The organism is Ruminococcus flavefaciens MA2007, from assembly GCF_000621845.1.
GTDB lineage: Bacteria > Bacillota > Clostridia > Oscillospirales > Ruminococcaceae > Ruminococcus > Ruminococcus flavefaciens_E.
In genome coordinates this window covers 159,112-177,735 of record NZ_KK211355.1, presented here as the reverse complement: position 1 = coordinate 177,735, position 18,624 = coordinate 159,112, and the positions used below count along the sequence as shown (strand labels likewise).

Sequence of the window (18,624 nt, the reverse complement as noted above, 5' to 3'; positions counted from 1 at the left end):
GGATTTGACAAAAAAAGCTTCCGTGCAAAATACATGGAAGCTCATAAATCAATTATTCAAATTCGTACTCGCCGTCGTAATTCTTCTTGAATTCCTCGAATACCTTGCCGAGAAGCTCATCGTCGTCAACGGAAACAAAGTCATCTTCCTCGGGAGTCTCTCCCGGAATGACCTCAAGAATGACTACCTCGTCGTCCTCGTCGTCGAATGGCAGAAGAACCGCGTAAAGGTGGTCTTTGTACTCAACATTGCCGATTATCTCAAAAGATACGTCGTTGCCGTCGTCATCGGTGAGAGTGATGTAGTTCTCTATTTCATCTTCTTCCTCAAGCTCGTCGAGGTCTTTTTCGTTCATATCGCTCATGGCTTTACCTCCGCAATAATATTTTACTATATTTTATCACATATGGAGGTAAAATGCAATAGTCTGCGTCAATTTTTCACCACGAGAACAGTTTTTATGCCATATGCACGAAAGAGCTCCACGCATTGCCTGTCTATGACCTCGCCGCTGACCGCTATGGGGATCGCAGGCGGACAGGGCACCTTTACCGACGCACAGATACGTCCCTCGGCGTCCTCAACGGAAATTTTCTCGGTCTCCGCAAAGGCGGCTTCACAAATGGCTAAAGCCATTTGCGGGAGCTTCGGCTGAAAACTAAAGCTTTTCCTATTTCTCGGCGAAGCTCCCGACGCCGCGCTTTCCAGCGCGGCTTGAAGCCGCCTGTAGTCCTCCGCCGCCGAAAAAGGCGACATGAGAAGTATCACAAGCTCGTCGTCTGCGTACTCGCATTCAACTTCCCTTTCGCGGAGAAGCTCCGCTAATTCAGTGCCGCAGAAGCCGCTTTCAGCGGCTTTCACCGTGATATGGAAGGGTTCGCTTTCGGCAAAAACAAGCCTATCGGACAGAGCGGAGCGAAGCTCCGCCAAACGCGGCAAAGCCGCGGCAATGTCGTCCCGTATATGCTCTGCGATATAACGGTTGCAGAGGTCAAGCGAAGCCATGATAAGATATGACGGACTCGTCGAACCGAAAAGGCTCATAGCCTGTTTCAGCTTCGGGACGTACTCCTCGCAGGAGGTATGAAGCACAGCCGCTCCTGTAAGAGCAGGCAGCATTTTATGCGCTGAATCACAGCACAGGTCTGCTCCCAGAGCCATAGGGTGCAGGCTCTCCTCAAAGAAAGCCAGATGTGCTCCGTGAGCGTTATCCACAAGGAGCTTCGCTCCATAGCTGTGGCAGAGCCGAGCCAGTGCGGCGGTATCCGCCAGCCTGCCCGTATAATCGGGTGAGGTCACATAAACGCAGGCTGGCGTGTGGTCGGCGGCTAATGCCGCCGCCACGTCGGCGAGCTGAAGCTCGCCCGACAGGATACCGCCGCTGTATCTCGGCATTATCCACTGAACCTCCAGACGAAGCAGAGCCGCCGCATTGAGAAAAGCGCGGTGAACGTTCCTGACCGCTATAACGCGGCGGCGCTCCTGCTTCATAAGAGCCAGCATAGCCTGTATGCAAAGAGTCGAGCCCCCTGCCGAGAAAATCGAAGCCTTACTGCCGTAGAGCTTCGCGGTATTGTCCTCGCTCTGTGCGATTATGCCCTCAGCCTCGAAAAGGCTGTCCGCGCCTTTTATTTCGGTGATATCGAGCTTAAAAAGCTCCCCGAGCTCAGCCGCGGCATTCCCCTTATGCCCGGGCATATGAGCTCTCAGCGTACCCGAATCGGCGTAGCTTCGCAAAAAATCGTATATAGGAGTATCCATACAACCTCCTCAGATGTAATATTTCAGTATACCGTAGATAGTTTTTTTAGCGCGTGACATAGCGGCATAGACCGCCTGCTGTGAGATACCCAGCCTTTCGCTGATATCAGCTATATCCGCGCCCTTAAAATAGTATAGCATAATAATCTCTTTTTGTCTCGGTGTCAGCTCATTTTTAATAACTTTTAACAGAATACTGCGGAGCCTTGACGACTCACTGTCCTTATCGCCGCGGCTGAGGATACGCTTAATGCCCATATCCTCCCTGCCGCTCATCTTGTCAGAATACCATAAGTCACATCTTGCCAAAGCTCTCACGCCTCCTGTTATACGAAGTGAGATGCGAGATTATCTCCTGCATTTCGCCGTGCTCCTCATAGAGCATACGAATGCGGCGGTCAAGGTCGAGCTCGGCGACTCTGCGGATATCCCCCCTTTTCACAAGACTGAGCCGAAGCTCGGAAAGCTCGGTGATACGCTGTTTTACGAGGCCTCTGCTGTTGGTATAGCTTTTGATAAGTTGTGTCATGATTTGCCCCCTTATTAAGAAAAAGAAGCACGAGCAGCATATGCTGCACCCTTGATAAGATAGCTTTAAGAACTAGCGTTCCATTCCTTGTGATTATATTATAGAACATCTGTTCTTATTTGTCAAGACCTTTTTGAAAATTCTTTAGAACTAAGAGCTAAGAACTAAGCCCGTTTTACGCAAAAAAGGAACTGCTATTGCAGTTCCTTTTCTTTTATTTTACATTGGAACATTGGGGATAGGCCACCAATGGCTTATTTGACCTTTGCTGTAAACCTTTATTTCATCGAGTGTTCTTGTATGGTATCCTGTTGAATCGGTATAGCCTACGATGCAGCGATATGAGTCATAGAAAGAAGCCGAATAAATATACATATCGTCGCGCTTGAACATAAATTTATATTCTTCGTTGTCAATTATGTCAAATGAGCTAACCGTATAAGTTGCTTCCTTTCCCGTATAAACACCTATGTCCTCCCACTTGCCGTTTACCTTTTTCTGCCAGTTATATGTATATGTTCCTGTTCCACCAGCAGCAGTAACAGTCAGATCCATCATTTGAAGTGAACCTGCTGCATCGAAATAGCCGTAATCCTCGTAATGTGCATTAAATGGTGCATACACTACTTTAGCGCTATTGCTTGTAACCTTGTTGCCGTTAGCGTCGGTTATTACACAATATCCTGTTCCTTCATTGTAAACTCTCATTCCGTTTCCAGTAAGAGATGTTTCTTTTCCGTTCCAGTACCATTTATATGTATAAGGTGCCCTTCCGCCTGTCACAGATACATACATATCATAATAACCGTTTTTATAGTCGAAGTATCCGCCAGTTGGCTGAGAGGTTATCTTAAACTGCGCATAGCTTACAGTAGCGTTCTGAGTAGTAACCGTTTTTCCGTTACTGTCGGTGATAACGCAATATCCCGTTCCTGCGCCGTAAACTCTCATACCTGTTCCTGTAAGAGCGGTCTCCTTACCGTTCCAGTACCATTTATATGTGTATGAGCCTGTTCCGCCCTTAACTGAAACGAACATATCGAAATAGCCCTTGCTGTTGTCGAATGTGCCGCCTGTGGGCTGTTTTGTTATTACAAGCTTTTCGGCTACTTTAGCATTGCCTGTAGTATATGTTTTGGTTCTATATCCTGTTCGTTTTCTTGACACGCTCACATAGATAGTTATCTCTTCCTTTACCTTTACCTCGCAGTAATAGGTTCCTGCCGAAGAAACAGTCAGACTACTCCTTGTTTCTCCGCTCAAAGCACTGCCGTTCTTATACCACTGATAGCTTACTGTGGAATTTGCAGGCAATGTAAAGCTTGAAGATTTTTTGGCATTGATAACAGCTGTCTTGTCGCTTTCTATCTCGATATCTGTCTTATCAAGATAATATTCGCTTACTGTCATAGCAGTAATAGTCGGGCGCGAAGTCGCGGTAAAGCTATAGTTCGTTGCCGCATTTGCAGTCATCCCGCTTGCTCCGCACAGAAGCACAGCACTTGAAAGAAGGCATACTGCCTTTGATTTAAAGTTTCTCATCTCAGAAATCCTCCTTAAAATAAAATATAAAAACGTTCGGCGCCATGAACGGTTTTATGCCTCCCAAGGTTTAATATGTGCATATTTTAACATATCGGAACATAAAAAACCAAGTGACATTTGTCACTGTTTCAATGACATTTGTCACTAATTCTCGCAATTTAGCTCAACAACTTGTATTTTATGGCTGTTTTTCGCAGGAATCTCATCTATGTATCTTCGGTAAACTTTTTGTGATCTTCAACCTGTTCACGTTGAAGATCTCCCCTTTTCGGAATATATATAGGGGACGGCGTCCAAAATAAAAAAGGAACGGCAAAAGCGCCGTTCCTTACTCTATTCACTGATCTCTGTTTGCTCCTCGGGAGCTTCTTCTGCCGATTCTTCGCTCTCGGCAGGCTCAGCCACAACGTCTGAGATGACCTGCTGTGATTCCTCGTCGGCATATTCGATATCCTCGGGCAATGTCTCCTCGGAGATAGCCGCAGCCGCCGCTTCCAAGTCCTCCCGTATGCCGTCCGAGCAGGCGCCCAGCTTCGGCATATTGATTATACCCGAGCAGGTAACGTCGTCGCCGCTGCCCTTTTTCGTCATAGCAGGCAGGAAGTCCGCAAGCTGTGCCACGCCGTCCTCCATGCCGTTTTCAACTATTGTAAGAGCAAGTCCGCGGAAAAAGCTGAAAAGCTGCTCCTCGTTCCAGTAGGAGTTCTCCACGCCGTCTGTACAAAGGAAAACCGCCGCAGGCATAAGTCCCTTTGGCAGATAGAAGAATCTTGCCGAAAGCGCCGCGTCGTCCTGACACATGGAAGTGGTAACGTTCTCATAGCAGCGCGGATCCTCGGGAATAGGCGCAAAAACGTTGCTGTCGCCGTCGATGACCACGCATTTTCCGTCGCCTATCTGAGCGCCGAAGGCATAGTCCTCGGTGACTACCGCAAACAGGAGCGTCGTTCCGTAAGCGCCGATATACTCGCCGCTCTCATATCGCGTTATATAGGACGCGAACTTCTCGGGGATACGGCTGTACTCCTCCTCGGTAAAGGGCTCGTTTATGAAGTCCTGCTCTGTCTTGTCGTGCCAGCGAGCTATGATACTGCGCCATAGCTGATTAAAGAGCTCCTCGCGCTGTCTCACATCGGCAAGCACCTCTGCGGCATTCTCGATACCGTCAAGGAACTCCGCCACGCACTCCGCCGCACATTCAACGGCAAATTTCGAGCCTCTTTCAGTACGCAGATAGCATGGACTGCCGTGACCGTCAGCCGCCGCCGCGAATGAGTACTTCTCATGGTCTGCGGCAAGGGAGCTGTCCTGACAAATGATGTCTCTGCTGAGATGTGAAGCGCCTACAGTGGTCTGAGCAAAGGAAAGAATTTTTTCCATAGCCTCACCTTACCAGTCCGATTCGTCCCAATCGGCGGTATTGGCGTCGCTGAGAGCCTCTGAAGTCTGAGTCTGAACGTCCTCAGCCAGCTTCTTGGATATTTCAACAGGATCCGTGTCACTGTCAATTGTGCTTGAATGGCTTGCGAATACGCTGGTGATAACGCTTGCCTTTTCTATCATAAGGCGGAGCTGATCCTTGTTCTTGACGTCAAGAACTGTCTCGGAGCTTCCCGAGAAACGTGCAAGAACGTCCCTGTCAGCGTCGTCGCCGATAGCGAATGCTATCTTGATAGAGCGCTTGTACCAGTTATTCTTCTTGAGAACGTCAAGACCGCTCTCCCAGTTATCTGTAGGACCGCCGTCACTGAAAAGGAGAATTACAGGCGGATATGCACCTGCGGCAGTCTGTAGGAATTCATTTCGTGAGAGCTTCTTGTCCAGCTCCTTGCAGGCAGCGCCCAGATCGGTAACGCCGCAGGCTTCAAAGGTCTTGAAGCGGTATCCCTCGGGAGAAACAGGCTCGGGAGTAACCCATGAAGCGCCTGTGGAGAATTCCAGAACGGCGATCTTTATCTCAGCGTCGTCGCTTTCGTCGCTTATTTCCTGTAATGTCTGCATAACTTCTTCAAGAGCTGATTCTACTTGTCCTATTTTGCTGCCCTGCATACTTCCCGAAGTGTCGATGACATAGAAAAGCGTCATGACCTTTCTGACAGCAGGAGCGTAATCGTCTAAACCTGGCATGGTATATACCTCCGTCCTGTAATTTATAATAAGCTAAAAGTATTATATCATAAAAATACGAAAATAGCAACACACGCGGCTAAAAATTTCAATTTTTTATTTTTCAGGGTGAAAAAGGCTCCGTGCTTATAGCATAAAAGCGCAGACAGGGCAGGACCTATTAAGCCTGTAGGGGCGGATATTATCCGCCCGAGCCCTTAGCCTTTAGCCGTTAACGTGCAGGGCGCACAGTGTGCGCCCGTAAAAATCAGAGTTTGTATTCTCCCCGCCGCAATTGTTCACACAAATTTAACATTTAATATCGTGACATAATCACATATATAATGTATAATATCATTAAAGATGATACTATACTTTATTTATATTAAAGCCATTGCAGATACGCAGATCAAAGATCTGCTCACTGCATATCGGGCAATTATACCACAGCGCTCCGCTTATGTGGTATAATAAAAACATGATATATGATTGGAGGGCTTGCCGTTTTTTCGGCTCAATATGAACAAAAACGACATAAAAAAATACATCTTTATCGCGGCACTGGCAATAGCAGTATGCGTCATAAGCCAGAATTTCCGCGTACTGGCAAACTTCGTATCATTGGTGCTGGGCGCTATGAAGCCCCTTGTCATGGGATTTATGATAGGCTATATCTTCAATATCCTCATGAACTTCTTTGAGAAGCACTACTTTCCCAAAAGCACCTCAAAAGCCGCCGCAGTTACTCGGCGACCTGTGTGTCTGGTGTGCTCGTTTGCCATTGCCATAGCAATGATAATCCTCGTGATGTATATCATCATTCCCGAGATAGCCAAGGCTTTCGGAGTTCTCTACGCCGAGATACCGCCTGCGTTCACCCAAGCCCGTGACTTCGCTCTCGGAAAGCTTGACGAGTACCCCGAGATACAGGAGCAGATAAGCTCCCTTGAATTCGACTGGACTTCCATTGCCGAAAAGGGCTCGAAGCTTCTCACATCGGGGCTTGCAGGCATACTCAGCTCCGCAATGGGCATTATCGGCGGACTTACCTCAGCGGTGGCGAACCTTGTGCTGGGACTGATATTCGCAATTTATCTTCTTCTCCGCAAGGATAAGCTCTTCCGCGACGGAAACCGTATCAGACGGGCGTATTTCAGCGAGGAATCCAACGCGAGATTCTCACGGATCTTCCACACCGCAAACGAGACATTCCAGAGCTTCTTTGTGGGACAGTTCGTTGAGGCTATTATCCTCGGCTCGCTGTGCTTCATCGGCATGAAGATACTGAAACTCCCTTACGCCGCAATGTCGGGAACTCTTGTAGGAGTTACCGCATTTATCCCTATCGTTGGTGCATTCATCGGTGCAGGCATAAGCGCGTTCATTATCCTGACAGAAAGTCCCATGCAGGCGCTGATTTTCCTCATATTCTTAGTTCTGCTCCAGCAGTTCGAGGGCAATATCATCTACCCCAAGGTAGTAGGCGGCTCTGTGGGACTGCCGAGTATATGGACTCTTGCGGCGGTAACTATCGGCGGCGGACTTTTCGGTATTTTTGGCATGATACTTGGCGTACCGCTGGCGGCTACGCTGTATAAACTCAGCTTCAACGTCCTTGAAAAGAAAGAAGCCGAACAGGGCATAGCTCCTCCCGAGGACAAAAAGCCCAAGAAGCCCGAAAAAGCCAAGAAACCCCAGAAGCCTAAAAAAGCAAGCAGAAAGTAGTAATTAGTGATTAGTTTGTAGGGGCTGCCTTTGGCAGTCCGCTGAAAGAGGTTCAGAACATGGCAAAATATACACTCAAATATTTTTTTGATTGGTGCAGCGGTTCTCCCCTATGGGATAATAAAGGTATCGTCAGTCTTGAAAAGCTCCCCTTATCCTCTGAGCTGAAACAGTTTTTATACGATCTTAGCAAAGAATACGATAAGGCATTGAACTGGGACGAGCCGCTGGCTCCGCTGTTATGGTCGGACGAGGAGAAAGAGAACTTTTATCAAAAAGCCCATGAGGGACATCGTCGCCTGCAAGAGGAATTAGGCGACGACTACGATATAATATACAGCGAGGAAGAATAGTCCGCTTTCTAATCACTAACAGCTAATAACTAATTCTATCTAATGCACAAATAAGCCAAACAAGTCCGCAAACGCCAGATTCACTCCAAATTACCGCCCGAAAAAAGGAAACAACATGGAAGGATACAAAAATATCACCGAAGAAGAACTTGAAAAGCTCTTCGGCAAAACGATAACAGAGATAGACCAGCTTTACAACAGCGGAAAGATAAGCTGCATTTATCATATGCTCGGCAAGTGGTATATCTCCGAGCCGATTCCGTCTGCGTCAAGGCTTATACACGAAAGTCCTGACTGCCGCGGCGAGACCTTTGACAAATTCACCCTTGATGACGGCAGAACCGTAAAAAACAGAGTGTGGGTATTCGACACGGGAGCAAGAGTCGTTAAGGAAACCGTCATCAGCGGCGAAGCCGCTTTCTAATTGCTAATTACTTGTGGGACGTCGAGGACGCCGTCCCCTACTTAGCTCTTAGTTCTTAGCTCTTAGTTCTTAGCTCTTAGTTCTTAGCTCTTAGCTCTTAGTTCTAAGTTCTATCTAATGCACAAATAAGCCAAACAAGTTCACACATTTTTGATACCGATCAATTCGGCATGAGCCGAATGCTCCAATTCTCCGCAGGGAGACATAAGCTGCCTCAGGGGACAGCTGACATTTTGTAATCTGATAAAACGAAAAACGGTATTTTTCCGTTAACCGACGTTAATAGGGAGATTGACAAAATTTAAACAATGTGGTAATATTATCTTAGATCATTGTAAAGGAGTAATGTGTTATGATCAATACATGGCAAAAGGAATGGGACGGCTTTACAGAGGGGCGCTGGAGTCATACTTCTGTAAACGTCAGAGACTTCATCAAAAAGAATTACACTCCTTATGAGGGCGACGAAAGCTTCCTCGCACCTCCTACCGAGGCAACAAAAAAGCTATGGGACAAGGTCATGGATCTCTCCCGACAGGAGCGCGAAGCAGGCGGAGTCCTTGACATGGACACCAAGATCATATCAACAATAACTTCACACGGCGCAGGCTACATTGAAAAGGATCTGGAGCAGATAGTAGGTCTCCAGACGGACAAGCCTTTCAAGCGTGCATTACAGCCCTTCGGCGGTATCAGAATGGCTCAGCAGGCTTGCAAGGAATATGGCTATGAGGTCGATCCCTCTGTAGTCGAGATATTCACAAAGTACAGAAAAACTCACAATCAGGGCGTTTTCGACGCATACACTCCCGAAATGAGACTTGCACGTCATTCGGCTATCCTGACAGGACTTCCTGACGCTTACGGCAGAGGCCGTATCATCGGCGACTACAGACGTGTAGCACTCTACGGTGTTGATCTCCTTATCGAGGACAAGAAGCACCAGATAGATACTTCACTGGTAAGAATGACTTCCAAGAACATCCGTCTCCGCGAGGAACTTGCAGAGCAGGTCCGCGCATTGCAGGATCTCAAGAAGCTGGGCGAGATATACGGCTTTGATATCTCAAAGCCTGCCGCAAACGCTAAGGAAGCGGTTCAGTGGCTCTACTTCGGCTATCTTGCTGCTGTCAAGGAGCAGAACGGCGCGGCTATGTCATTAGGACGTACTTCCACATTCCTTGATATATTCATTCAGCGTGACCTTGATAAGGGCATACTCACCGAGGAACAGGCTCAGGAGCTCATTGACCACTTCATCATGAAGCTCCGTATCGTAAAGTTCGCACGTACTCCCGAGTACAACGAGCTCTTCTCCGGCGATCCCACATGGATAACAGAGTCTATCGGCGGCGTTGACGTTGACGGTCATCACCTCGTTACAAAGAACAGTTTCAGATACCTCCACACACTGGAGAACCTTGGAACAGCTCCCGAGCCGAATATGACTATTCTCTGGTCAACGAAGCTCCCGAGAAAGTTCAAGGAATACTGCGCTAAGATGTCTATCAAGACCTCGTCTATCCAGTACGAGAACGATGACATGATGAGAGTGGTTCACGGCGATGACTACGCTATCGCCTGCTGTGTATCCTCAATGCGTGTGGGCAAGGAAATGCAGTTCTTCGGCGCAAGAGCCAATCTTGCAAAGTGCCTGCTCTACGCTATAAACGGCGGTGTGGACGAGCGTCTCGGACTTCAGGTAGGTCCTAAGTACAGACCTGTAGACAGCGAGTATCTCGACTTCGACGATGTTTGGGAGAAGTACATGGATATGATGGAGTGGCTGGCAGGACTTTATGTCAACACCCTCAACGTTATCCACTATATGCACGACAAGTACAGCTATGAGAGACTGCAAATGGCTCTCCATGACAGAGATGTAAAGCGCTATTTCGCAACAGGTATCGCAGGACTTTCAGTCGTTGCCGATTCGCTCTCTGCTATCAAGTACGCAAAGGTAAAGCCTATCCGCAAGGATATCGAAATAAAGGACAAGGCAGGCAATGTCACAAGCGTTGCCAAGAACGTTGTCGTTGACTACGAAATTGAGGGAGACTTCCCGAAATACGGCAACAACGATGACCGCGTTGACCAGCTTGCTGTTGAAGTTGTCCGCCGCTTTATGGACTGCGTAAGAAAGCACCACACCTACCGCGACGGCGTGCCAACAATGTCAATTCTTACAATTACTTCCAACGTTGTATACGGCAAGAAAACAGGAAACACTCCTGACGGCAGAAAGCAGGGAGTTCCGCTGGCTCCGGGAGCTAACCCGATGCACGGCAGAGACACTCACGGCGCTGTAGCTTCGCTCTCGTCTGTAGCTAAACTGCCTTTCAGACACGCACAGGACGGTATCTCCAACACATTCTCAATAGTTCCTAACGCACTGGGCAAGGACATGGAGGTATTCGCAGGAGACCTCGACCTTGACAAGCTCAGAGGCGAATAATATGTGCGCACCCGAAAATAAAAGCTCCCCTGAGGAGCTTGCAGACCTGATAGACCAGCTCATGGCGCAGGGAAGCGGTCATGTAAATATAGTCGGAAACGGCTCAGAGCTGAAAGTCGATACCGTGAAAAGCACGGATATCTGCGGCACAAAGGGCGCCTGCTGTCAGCCCACGGAGCTTGAGCCCGAGGACGACGAATTATAATTGTCATACGCATAAATCGCATTTTCCTATCAAACTGCCGTAAGCGATGTACGGGCAGCAGCTTAATAAAAGTGAGCGAGCGAAGCAAGCGGCAACGTGGATAGGGTGCAGCGTCACGCTGCAGGGAGGATAAATATGGATAATCAGAAACAGGTAGACAACCTCATCGAATTGCTTGACGGCTACGTTGAAAAAGGCGGACACCACCTCAACGTAAACGTTTTCACCCGTGAAACTCTCCTTGACGCTCAGGCTCACCCTGAGAAGTACCCACAGCTCACCGTAAGAGTTTCGGGCTACGCAGTAAACTTCGTAAAGCTCACAAAAGAGCAGCAGGACGACGTTATTTCAAGAACATTCCACTCAAGTCTCTGATAAAAAGCTGCAACATATAAAGTTTTGCCCCTGAGCGTATTTGGAAACGCTCAGGGGCATTGTATTTATCTTTCTGTAACGAATCGGGCAAGCTCAATATTGCCGTCTGTTTCAATGGATACTATATGAAATCCGCATTTTTCGGTGTAGAACTTAACATTTTCCTTCTTATCCAAAGGCGTTACTAAAGTTAGCTTCTCCCAATCATCATAAAGCTCCTTTACAAACTTAACTGCCTTAGTACCTAATCCTTTGCCCTGATACTCAGGGATAATGCACAGGCAAGTTATCTCATATACTCCCATTTCCTGCATTTTACAAGAAACACAGCCAACAGGCTTATTATCGCACAGTATGATATATTTCGGATACTCTCTTATTGATTCTTTCATCATTTCTACCGTTCTGCCGTATCCGGGACACGCACCATATCTCATGTAATCGCTGTAAAAAGCAGCATCGTAGATATTTACCAGTATTTCCGCATCTTCTGATACTGCTTTTCTATATTCTATCGTCACAGTTTATCAGCTCCGCATCTTCCGATTTATAATAGTACACATTATAGCATGATACAGCTGAAATGTCAATAAAAAAGCCATAGCACTTCTGACTTTCATCAGAAATACTATGGCTTAAAACTTCTATATCAGTGTCTTTTCACAGGCACAGCCTATTTCGTTTTATTTAGTGGCATTAGTCGCGTATATTCCAAGTATTATTGACGCGTCCACTGCGTCTACTGTGCCGTTTGTGTTCATATCAGCAGCAGTTTTCTGAGCTGCTGAAAAACGTGAGCCTCGTCCCGAGGAAACGCTTGCGTACTCCGTCAAGACCTCAGAAGCGTCGATAGCGTTTATTGCATTATCACCGTTCACATCGCCCTTTGAAAGGTTAGTCTTGTCGCCGCTCTGTACCTTTATAGTCGGGAAGTCTGTGTACTCCATAGGAGAGTCCATAAACAGCTGTACCCAGTTAGCACAGCCGCCGTCATTATAGTAGCCCACACCGATGTACTTGCATCTGGAATTAAGGATATTATCTCTGTGACCGTTTGAATTCATCCAGCCGCTCATAACATCTTCGGGAGTAGGATATCCTGCGGCGATATTCTCGCCTACCCAGCTCCAGTTGAGCCCTGCGTCTTCAACAGCGGTAAAGCCGCGTCTGCCGTCGGGGCGTGTATGGTCGAACTTACCTGCTATTTCCTTTGCGCGGGCAGAAGCCGCTTTGTTCATGGATATAAGAGCCTTGACAGGCTGGAGACCTCTCTTTGATCTCTCGCTGTTCACAAGCTTTACTACCTGCTCAGCATAAGCGTCGGCATTTGCCGAAGAAGCCTCTACTATGTTGTCGCCGAGCACAAATGCAGTATCAGGGGCAGCAAAACTCATCATCGGCAGCACAGCCGATATAGTCAGAGCTATTGAAATTACAGACGCCAAAAGCTTTTTCATAAAAAATCACTCCGTTTCTGCATATTTCCCCCAAAACCATGCATTTCACTTCTTATATTTTAAAGCTGTAAAAAACTGCGAAGCCGATAAATATTATACATAATGTTTACCAGCTGTCTAAGTTTATTATATCACAGGTTGTCCGACAAGTCAACAGGGATGACGAAAATTCGCATATTACACAGTGAGAAGAACTTCCTATACAGCACAATAGACAAAGGGAGTTGTACCATATAGTACAACTCCCTGTATAGTATACGATCCGTAATAAATTACTTGATCTCGATTGTAGCGCCAGCCTCTTCAAACTTAGCCTTGAGCTCGTTAGCCTCAGCCTCAGAAACGCCTTCCTTGATAGCCTTAGGAGCAGCCTCAACGATCTCCTTAGCCTCCTTGAGGCCGAGACCGAGAACTTCCTTAGCAACCTTGATAACGCCCATCTTAGCGTCACCGAAGGAAGCAAGGATTACGTCGAACTCTGTCTTAGCAGCAGCAGCGCCGCCAGCAGCACCGCCAGCAGCAGGAGCAGCAGCGATAGCAGCTGTTACGCCGAATTCCTCCTGGATAGCGTCTACGAGCTCAGAAAGCTCAAGAACGGAAAGAGTCTTGATATCTTCAACAAATTTTGTGATCTTCTCAGAAGCCATGATAATAATCTCCTTTTTAATAGTATTTGCCCTTATGGGCTATGGTTTTAAATTAAGCTGCGGAGCTTGTCTCCGCAAATGTGTAATGGAAGTTCAAGCGGCAATTAAGCAGCTTCTTCCTCCTTCTTCTTGTCTGCAACAGCATTGAGTGTAGCAGCAAGCTTCTGCAGCGGGCCCTGGAGAGAGCCAACGAGCTGAGCGAGAAGAGTGTCCTTTGAAGGGATCTTGGAAAGAGCAACAACTCCAGCCTGATCGTAAACTTCACCCTCAACGTAACCAGCCTTGAGATTGAACTTCTCGTCGCCTGCCTTCTCAGCGAACTTACCGAGGATTCTTGCAGGGGCAGTCTGATCGTCGTTAGAAACAGCGAGAGCAGTTGTGCCGTTGAGAGCCTCTTCAAAGCCCTCGATACCGCATTCCTTGAAAGCGCGGAGAAGCATTGTGTTCTTCTCTACAAAGTAGTGAACGCCAGCCTCACGAAGCTCCTTTCTGAGCTTGGTATCCTCTTCAACAGTGATACCCTTGTAGTCAACGAGAACGCCTGAAACGGAATTCTTGATGATCTCGGTGAGCTTCTCGACCTTAGCCTTCTTTGCTTCGAGTACAGCATTGCTTGGCATAGTGTGTATTCACCTCCGAATGAATTTTCATCGTATTCAGAGAGCAATAAAAAAGCCCATTCCGACAGCGCGGAATGGACAATGATAATTCTATCAATTGCTATTCCTCGGCGGGACTTACTGAGCGTTAGCTCTGCCAGCTGTCTTTAGAATACGATACTGTTTTTTCACAGCTTGATTATTATAGCATATTATTTTGGCTTTGTCAAGCATTTTTTCTGTTTTTTGCGAAAATGTTTTTGCGGCCATTCGGAATCAATCTGTCGCAATGCCATTTACTGCAAACAGTAGCCGTAGGAGAGCGCCTTGCTGTAGTGACAATACAAAAATTACCGAGCCTGCTATTTCAGGCACGGTAATTCTTTTTTTGTTAAGGCGAACAGACTAAGACATTTCTGCTCAGTTATCAACTATATCCGATATCATTTTGCCGCCTTTTTCGGCATATAGCACAGGAAAATAATTGCCTACGGACACTCTTTTGTTCATGAAGGTATGCTTGCCGTAATGCAGCTGCCCGCGGCTGTCCGTGAAGTTATAGTCGCATATATAATTGGTGAAGCCCGAACTGTCCTCCCTTACGACCACATTGGTTATGGTAGCCTGTCCATGCTGACCGTTCTTTATCAGGAATCCCTGAACGTTTCTCTTTTTCAGAAGCATGATAACTACAACAAGTCCCACCAGTGCCGATGCAGCCGCACCGACGTACAGAGCTATGAGACCTATCTTGTCGGGCTTTCTGTACACCTCGAAGGGGTTGCTTTCATAAACATAGCACTGATAATGTGCACCCACAAATGTATTGCGGCTTCCTACTCCATTTGAGATACTGGCGTTTATGGTCTTGCCCTCGCTGTTGACATAATCAACATTTGCACTGACGTGCTTTCCTGCCTTGACGTAGTCCGTAACAACGCAGTCCGTGAGCACTCCGCCGTCAGGCGGTGTCATGGCGTCTTTTGCGACAAAAATGAGCGTTGCGGGCAGCAGCAGTATCAGCAGGAAGCCCACAAAGATCGGTATGCCGATAGACATTTTTTTCATAACAGTTTCCCCCTTGAAAAAATAAGATTATTTGGATCGCACCGTAAACATATTAATATAATACATCAATTACCGCCGTTTGTCAATAACTATTATATTTTTTGTACAAAAAGCACAGACAGAGCGACTGCTCATATAGATGTTTCTGATCCTGATCAAAATGCCCCTGAGCGTCATGAAACACTCAGGGGCAAAGCTTCTGTACAAGCAGTACGCTTCCTATATATTACTTACTGAGAGTAGCCTTGACTGTCTTAACTATGTTCTCAGCTGAAAGACCGAACTCCTTGAGGAGGTCAACAGCAGGACCTGAATGTCCGAACTCGTCGTTTACACCTATCTTGATAACAGGAACAGGACAGCACTCTGTAACTGCCTCTGCAACAGCAGAACCGAGACCGCCGATGATGCTGTGCTCCTCAGCAGTAACGATGAGACCTGTCTCCTTAGCGCACTTGCAGATGAGCTCCTTATCGAGAGGCTTGATAGTGTGGATATTGACTACTCTTGCGGAGATACCATCAGCCTCGAGAGTCTTTGCAGCCTCTACAGCCTCGTTTACCATAAGACCTGTAGCAACGATTGTAACGTCCTTACCGTCCTTCATTACAACGCCCTTGCCGAGCTCGAACTTGTAGCTTGCAGCGTCGTTGATAACAGGAACAGCAAGTCTGCCGAAACGCATATAAACAGGACCGTTGAAGTCGAGAGCAGCCTTTACAGCAGCCTTTGCCTCAACATCGTCGCATGGGTTGATGATAGTCATGCCGGGGATAGTTCTCATAAGAGCGATATCCTCGTTGCACTGATGTGTAGCGCCGTCCTCACCAACGGAGATACCTGCGTGTGTAGCGCCTATCTTTACGTTGAGGTGCGGGTAGCCGATAGAGTTTCTTACTATTTCAAAAGCTCTGCCTGCTGCGAACATTGCGAATGTACTTGCGAAAGGGATCTTTCCGCAAGCTGCAAGACCTGCTGCAACACCCATCATGTTAGCCTCTGCGATACCGCAGTCAAAGAAACGGTCTGGGTAAGCCTTCTTGAAGATACCTGTCTTTGTAGCAGCAGCAAGGTCTGCGTCGAGAACTACTAAGTCCTTATATTCATCGGCAAGCTCCTTAAGAGCCTCGCCGTAGCTTTCTCTGGTAGCCTTTTTGATAATATCTGCCATGATGATCAGTCCTCCAATTCCTTTAACTGCGCGTTAAGCTCTGACATAGCCTGGTCGTACTGTTCCTTGTTAGGAGCTGTACCGTGCCAGCCTACCTGATTTTCCATAAATGAAACGCCCTTGCCCTTTGTGGACTTCTGAATGATAGCCACAGGCTTGTCCTTTACGGAATCAGCCTCTGTGAAGGCTCTGTCGATATCGTCGAAGTCGTGAGCGTCCATAGTGATAACGTGCCAGCCGAATGCTGCGAACTTATCTGTGATAGGCTCAGGTGAGCATACCTCACTGATAGGACCATCTATCTGGAGACCGTTGTTATCTACGATAGCAACGAGGTTAGTGAGCTTCTTGTGAGCTGCGAACATAGCAGCCTCCCATACCTGTCCCTCTTCGATCTCGCCGTCGCCGAGGATAGTGTATACCTTGTATGACTTGCCGTCTATCTTGCCAGCCAGAGCCATGCCGCAGGCTGCGGAGATGCCCTGTCCGAGAGAACCGCTTGACATATCAACTCCTGGGATATGGATACATGGGTGTCCCTGTAAGAGAGCGCCGATGTGACGGAGAGACTTGAGCTCCTCTACTGAGAAATAGCCCTTCTGAGCCAGTACCGAGTAAAGAGCAGGAGCTGTATGTCCCTTTGAAAGAACGAATCTGTCTCTGTCGGGAGCGTCGGGATTCTTAGGATCGTTGTTCATCTTGTTGAAGTAGAGGTAAGTGAGAGTATCGCTTATCGAGAGGGATCCGCCGGGGTGTCCCGACTTGGCATTGTAGGTGCCTTCGATAACGCCCATTCTTACCTTGCAGGCTGTTTTCTGCAATTCTTTTTTAAGCTTTGCGTCCATAGTGACCTCCAAAAATTTAACGGCTTAACGCCGCTTTATACAAGTTTAATAAAGTTTGACAGCAGTAGGCGGGTGACTCGGTCGCCCCCTAATAATTATTATTCAGACAGCCGCCCGCCCCTGCAATTATAGCTACACACATATTATACCGCAAAAAATGGGTAAATGCAAGACATTTTTTGCTGTAAATGTAAACATATTATGTCTTTCACCTGAAAATCATCATTACAATGACAATTATATAAAATATTGAAAAGCCTGTACACGCCACGGCAGGAACGGATATGAGCATCTTGTTCTGCCTTTCGTGGAGAGTTCCCCTGAGTCTCAGCGCCTTCATCAGGCAAAGCGACGCTATCCACATCGGTACTGCAAATACCGCCAGCGCCAGCGTTGCCACATCGCTGAGTGTAAAGCTTGCGGCGGAGTCAGAGCTCCTGCCGTTCATGCTGCTGTAAACCAGCAGCCCGATAAGTCCCAGCACGATTATTACTGCGACTATGTATACGATTATTGCTGCCTTCTTCTTCATTGTTCTACTGTTTGCACCTTTCGATAATGTAGTCGATAAGCTCTGCTACAGCGCCCTCGTCGTTGGTGCGTGAGAGTACGATATCCGCCTTTGCCTTTACTGATTCCTCCGCATTGGCGGGACAAGCTCCCACATCGGCTTCGACTATCATCTCTATATCGTTGTCGAAGTCGCCGATAGACACGAAGGTACAGCCCTCCATGCCGCCGAGCCTGCGATACTGTGCAAGAGCCGAGCCCTTGCTTACTCCCTTTGGGAGCATTTCAAGGAATATTTCCGAGGACTTCACAAAATCCACGCCCTCATAGCGCAGCTGTTTTACAAGGAGCTCCATATGGTCAACGTCCTCGGGAGACAATGAGAACAGGACTTTCAGCCAGCCGCCGTCCTCTATGTCGGAGAGCTCCGCGTAATTCGGCACTATACCGCACAGCTTTGTATGGAGCTGCTGGTAATCTGTATTGCTGAAAACGTAAGTGCCCTCGGTTTTCAGCACCTCTCCTCCTGCCTGCGGCATTAGCTCAAGGAGCTCCGCCGTGTAAGCCTTAGCTTCAGGGGGAAGAGAGTGTGTGAACAGCGTTTCGCCCATGATATAGTCATGGATAGCTGCTCCGTTGTACATGATTATAGGATATTTCAGCCCCAGAACAGAACGGAACTGGTCAAAGGACTGGATAGTGCGTCCCGTCGCAACGGTAAAGCGTCCGCCCATTGCCGTAAAGCGCTCAATAGCGGCTCTGTCGGTGTCGGTTATCTCCTTTTTTGAGTTGAGGAGAGTTCCGTCCATGTCGCTGAGCAGGACAACTTTCGATATATCTTCAAACAAG

At 47.6% G+C, this 18,624-nt stretch carries 22 protein-coding genes; 6 read left to right on the top strand and 16 right to left on the bottom strand.

The window, feature by feature from the left end; translation table 11 throughout:
• Positions 1 to 52: 52 nt before the first annotated feature.
• The 7 genes from T497_RS0113880 to T497_RS0113850 all read right to left on the bottom strand — a co-directional run bounded on the left by T497_RS0113880 (position 53) and on the right by T497_RS0113850 (position 5,962).
• Positions 53 to 364 carry a DUF1292 domain-containing protein gene (locus T497_RS0113880; RefSeq protein WP_051530689.1) on the bottom strand — a complete coding sequence of 104 codons (312 nt, stop codon included), beginning with the start codon at positions 362 to 364 and terminating at the stop codon, positions 53 to 55.
• Between the two features lie 68 nt (positions 365 to 432).
• On the bottom strand, positions 433 to 1,761 hold the full coding sequence (locus T497_RS0113875; protein WP_028516134.1) for an aminotransferase class V-fold PLP-dependent enzyme: 1,329 nt from the start codon (positions 1,759 to 1,761) through the stop codon (positions 433 to 435).
• Between the two features lie 9 nt (positions 1,762 to 1,770).
• Positions 1,771 to 2,070, bottom strand: coding sequence for a sigma-70 family RNA polymerase sigma factor (locus tag T497_RS0113870; RefSeq protein WP_028516133.1), 300 nt, complete (start codon positions 2,068 to 2,070; stop codon positions 1,771 to 1,773).
• Complete coding sequence (locus T497_RS0113865; RefSeq protein ID WP_028516132.1) at positions 2,057 to 2,290, bottom strand: hypothetical protein; 234 nt, start codon at positions 2,288 to 2,290, stop codon at positions 2,057 to 2,059. Before T497_RS0113865 ends, T497_RS0113870 begins: the two co-directional genes overlap by 14 nt.
• Before the next feature lie 219 nt (positions 2,291 to 2,509).
• Entirely contained in the window at positions 2,510 to 3,832 is a 1,323-nt protein-coding gene (locus T497_RS0113860; RefSeq protein ID WP_028516131.1) for an immunoglobulin domain-containing protein, read from the bottom strand.
• 336 nt (positions 3,833 to 4,168) lie between these two features.
• Positions 4,169 to 5,215, bottom strand: coding sequence for a PP2C family serine/threonine-protein phosphatase (locus T497_RS0113855; protein ID WP_028516130.1), 1,047 nt, complete (start codon positions 5,213 to 5,215; stop codon positions 4,169 to 4,171).
• A 9-nt stretch (positions 5,216 to 5,224) separates the two neighbouring features.
• Positions 5,225 to 5,962, bottom strand: coding sequence for a vWA domain-containing protein (locus T497_RS0113850; RefSeq protein WP_028516129.1), 738 nt, complete (start codon positions 5,960 to 5,962; stop codon positions 5,225 to 5,227).
• Positions 5,963 to 6,460: 498 nt separating this feature from the next.
• Between T497_RS0113850 and T497_RS16985 the strand changes: the two genes are divergently transcribed.
• From T497_RS16985 to grcA3, 6 genes are all read left to right on the top strand, one after another.
• Positions 6,461 to 7,666, top strand: a complete 1,206-nt coding sequence (locus T497_RS16985) for an AI-2E family transporter (protein ID WP_051530688.1) — start codon at positions 6,461 to 6,463, stop codon at positions 7,664 to 7,666.
• Between the two features lie 59 nt (positions 7,667 to 7,725).
• Entirely contained in the window at positions 7,726 to 8,019 is a 294-nt protein-coding gene (locus T497_RS0113840; protein ID WP_028516128.1) for a hypothetical protein, read from the top strand.
• 115 nt (positions 8,020 to 8,134) lie between these two features.
• Positions 8,135 to 8,443 (top strand): hypothetical protein, encoded by a 309-nt coding sequence (locus T497_RS0113835; RefSeq protein ID WP_028516127.1) that lies wholly within the window; start codon positions 8,135 to 8,137, stop codon positions 8,441 to 8,443.
• Between the two features lie 352 nt (positions 8,444 to 8,795).
• Positions 8,796 to 10,898: a formate C-acetyltransferase gene (gene pflB, locus T497_RS0113830; RefSeq protein ID WP_028516126.1), complete on the top strand. Its 2,103-nt coding sequence runs from the start codon at positions 8,796 to 8,798 to the stop codon at positions 10,896 to 10,898.
• A gap of 1 nt (position 10,899) precedes the next feature.
• Positions 10,900 to 11,103 (top strand): hypothetical protein, encoded by a 204-nt coding sequence (locus T497_RS0113825; protein ID WP_028516125.1) that lies wholly within the window; start codon positions 10,900 to 10,902, stop codon positions 11,101 to 11,103.
• A gap of 129 nt (positions 11,104 to 11,232) precedes the next feature.
• The gene (gene grcA3, locus T497_RS0113820; protein ID WP_347491806.1) at positions 11,233 to 11,478 is read left to right on the top strand and encodes an autonomous glycyl radical cofactor GrcA3; all 246 of its coding nucleotides are present in this window, start codon (positions 11,233 to 11,235) and stop codon (positions 11,476 to 11,478) included.
• 65 nt (positions 11,479 to 11,543) lie between these two features.
• Here the strand turns inward: grcA3 and T497_RS0113815 are convergent, their stop codons facing one another.
• The 9 genes from T497_RS0113815 to T497_RS0113775 all read right to left on the bottom strand — a co-directional run bounded on the left by T497_RS0113815 (position 11,544) and on the right by T497_RS0113775 (position 18,623).
• Entirely contained in the window at positions 11,544 to 11,999 is a 456-nt protein-coding gene (locus T497_RS0113815) for a GNAT family N-acetyltransferase (protein ID WP_028516124.1), read from the bottom strand.
• Between the two features lie 162 nt (positions 12,000 to 12,161).
• The gene (locus tag T497_RS17770; protein WP_051530687.1) at positions 12,162 to 12,935 is read right to left on the bottom strand and encodes a CAP domain-containing protein; all 774 of its coding nucleotides are present in this window, start codon (positions 12,933 to 12,935) and stop codon (positions 12,162 to 12,164) included.
• Between the two features lie 272 nt (positions 12,936 to 13,207).
• On the bottom strand, positions 13,208 to 13,582 hold the full coding sequence (gene rplL / locus T497_RS0113805; RefSeq protein ID WP_028516123.1) for a 50S ribosomal protein L7/L12: 375 nt from the start codon (positions 13,580 to 13,582) through the stop codon (positions 13,208 to 13,210).
• 104 nt (positions 13,583 to 13,686) lie between these two features.
• On the bottom strand, positions 13,687 to 14,202 hold the full coding sequence (gene rplJ, locus T497_RS0113800; protein ID WP_024861667.1) for a 50S ribosomal protein L10: 516 nt from the start codon (positions 14,200 to 14,202) through the stop codon (positions 13,687 to 13,689).
• 399 nt (positions 14,203 to 14,601) lie between these two features.
• Entirely contained in the window at positions 14,602 to 15,249 is a 648-nt protein-coding gene (locus tag T497_RS0113795; RefSeq protein WP_028516122.1) for a hypothetical protein, read from the bottom strand.
• 226 nt (positions 15,250 to 15,475) lie between these two features.
• The gene (locus T497_RS0113790) at positions 15,476 to 16,420 is read right to left on the bottom strand and encodes a transketolase family protein (protein ID WP_028516121.1); all 945 of its coding nucleotides are present in this window, start codon (positions 16,418 to 16,420) and stop codon (positions 15,476 to 15,478) included.
• A 5-nt stretch (positions 16,421 to 16,425) separates the two neighbouring features.
• Positions 16,426 to 17,265, bottom strand: a complete 840-nt coding sequence (locus tag T497_RS0113785; protein ID WP_028516120.1) for a transketolase — start codon at positions 17,263 to 17,265, stop codon at positions 16,426 to 16,428.
• Positions 17,266 to 17,473: 208 nt separating this feature from the next.
• Positions 17,474 to 17,797 (bottom strand): hypothetical protein, encoded by a 324-nt coding sequence (locus T497_RS0113780; protein WP_028516119.1) that lies wholly within the window; start codon positions 17,795 to 17,797, stop codon positions 17,474 to 17,476.
• 4 nt (positions 17,798 to 17,801) lie between these two features.
• Positions 17,802 to 18,623, bottom strand: coding sequence for a Cof-type HAD-IIB family hydrolase (locus T497_RS0113775; protein ID WP_028516118.1), 822 nt, complete (start codon positions 18,621 to 18,623; stop codon positions 17,802 to 17,804).
• Position 18,624 lies beyond the last annotated feature (1 nt).

Coding starts and splice junctions, on each gene's coding strand:
- rplL (WP_028516123.1), bottom strand. CDS start 13,582: ATGGCTTCTGAGAAGATCACAAAATTTGTTGAAGATATCAAGACTCTT.
- T497_RS0113780 (WP_028516119.1), bottom strand. CDS start 17,797: ATGAAGAAGAAGGCAGCAATAATCGTATACATAGTCGCAGTAATAATC.
- T497_RS0113790 (WP_028516121.1), bottom strand. CDS start 16,420: ATGGCAGATATTATCAAAAAGGCTACCAGAGAAAGCTACGGCGAGGCT.
- T497_RS0113860 (WP_028516131.1), bottom strand. CDS start 3,832: ATGAGAAACTTTAAATCAAAGGCAGTATGCCTTCTTTCAAGTGCTGTG.
- T497_RS0113835 (WP_028516127.1), top strand. CDS start 8,135: ATGGAAGGATACAAAAATATCACCGAAGAAGAACTTGAAAAGCTCTTC.
- T497_RS0113875 (WP_028516134.1), bottom strand. CDS start 1,761: ATGGATACTCCTATATACGATTTTTTGCGAAGCTACGCCGATTCGGGT.
- T497_RS0113785 (WP_028516120.1), bottom strand. CDS start 17,265: ATGGACGCAAAGCTTAAAAAAGAATTGCAGAAAACAGCCTGCAAGGTA.
- T497_RS0113825 (WP_028516125.1), top strand. CDS start 10,900: ATGTGCGCACCCGAAAATAAAAGCTCCCCTGAGGAGCTTGCAGACCTG.
- T497_RS0113880 (WP_051530689.1), bottom strand. CDS start 364: ATGAGCGATATGAACGAAAAAGACCTCGACGAGCTTGAGGAAGAAGAT.
- T497_RS17770 (WP_051530687.1), bottom strand. CDS start 12,935: ATGAAAAAGCTTTTGGCGTCTGTAATTTCAATAGCTCTGACTATATCG.
- T497_RS0113855 (WP_028516130.1), bottom strand. CDS start 5,215: ATGGAAAAAATTCTTTCCTTTGCTCAGACCACTGTAGGCGCTTCACAT.
- T497_RS0113795 (WP_028516122.1), bottom strand. CDS start 15,249: ATGAAAAAAATGTCTATCGGCATACCGATCTTTGTGGGCTTCCTGCTG.
- rplJ (WP_024861667.1), bottom strand. CDS start 14,202: ATGCCAAGCAATGCTGTACTCGAAGCAAAGAAGGCTAAGGTCGAGAAG.
- T497_RS16985 (WP_051530688.1), top strand. CDS start 6,461: ATGAACAAAAACGACATAAAAAAATACATCTTTATCGCGGCACTGGCA.
- T497_RS0113865 (WP_028516132.1), bottom strand. CDS start 2,290: ATGACACAACTTATCAAAAGCTATACCAACAGCAGAGGCCTCGTAAAA.
- pflB (WP_028516126.1), top strand. CDS start 8,796: ATGATCAATACATGGCAAAAGGAATGGGACGGCTTTACAGAGGGGCGC.
- T497_RS0113840 (WP_028516128.1), top strand. CDS start 7,726: ATGGCAAAATATACACTCAAATATTTTTTTGATTGGTGCAGCGGTTCT.
- T497_RS0113850 (WP_028516129.1), bottom strand. CDS start 5,962: ATGCCAGGTTTAGACGATTACGCTCCTGCTGTCAGAAAGGTCATGACG.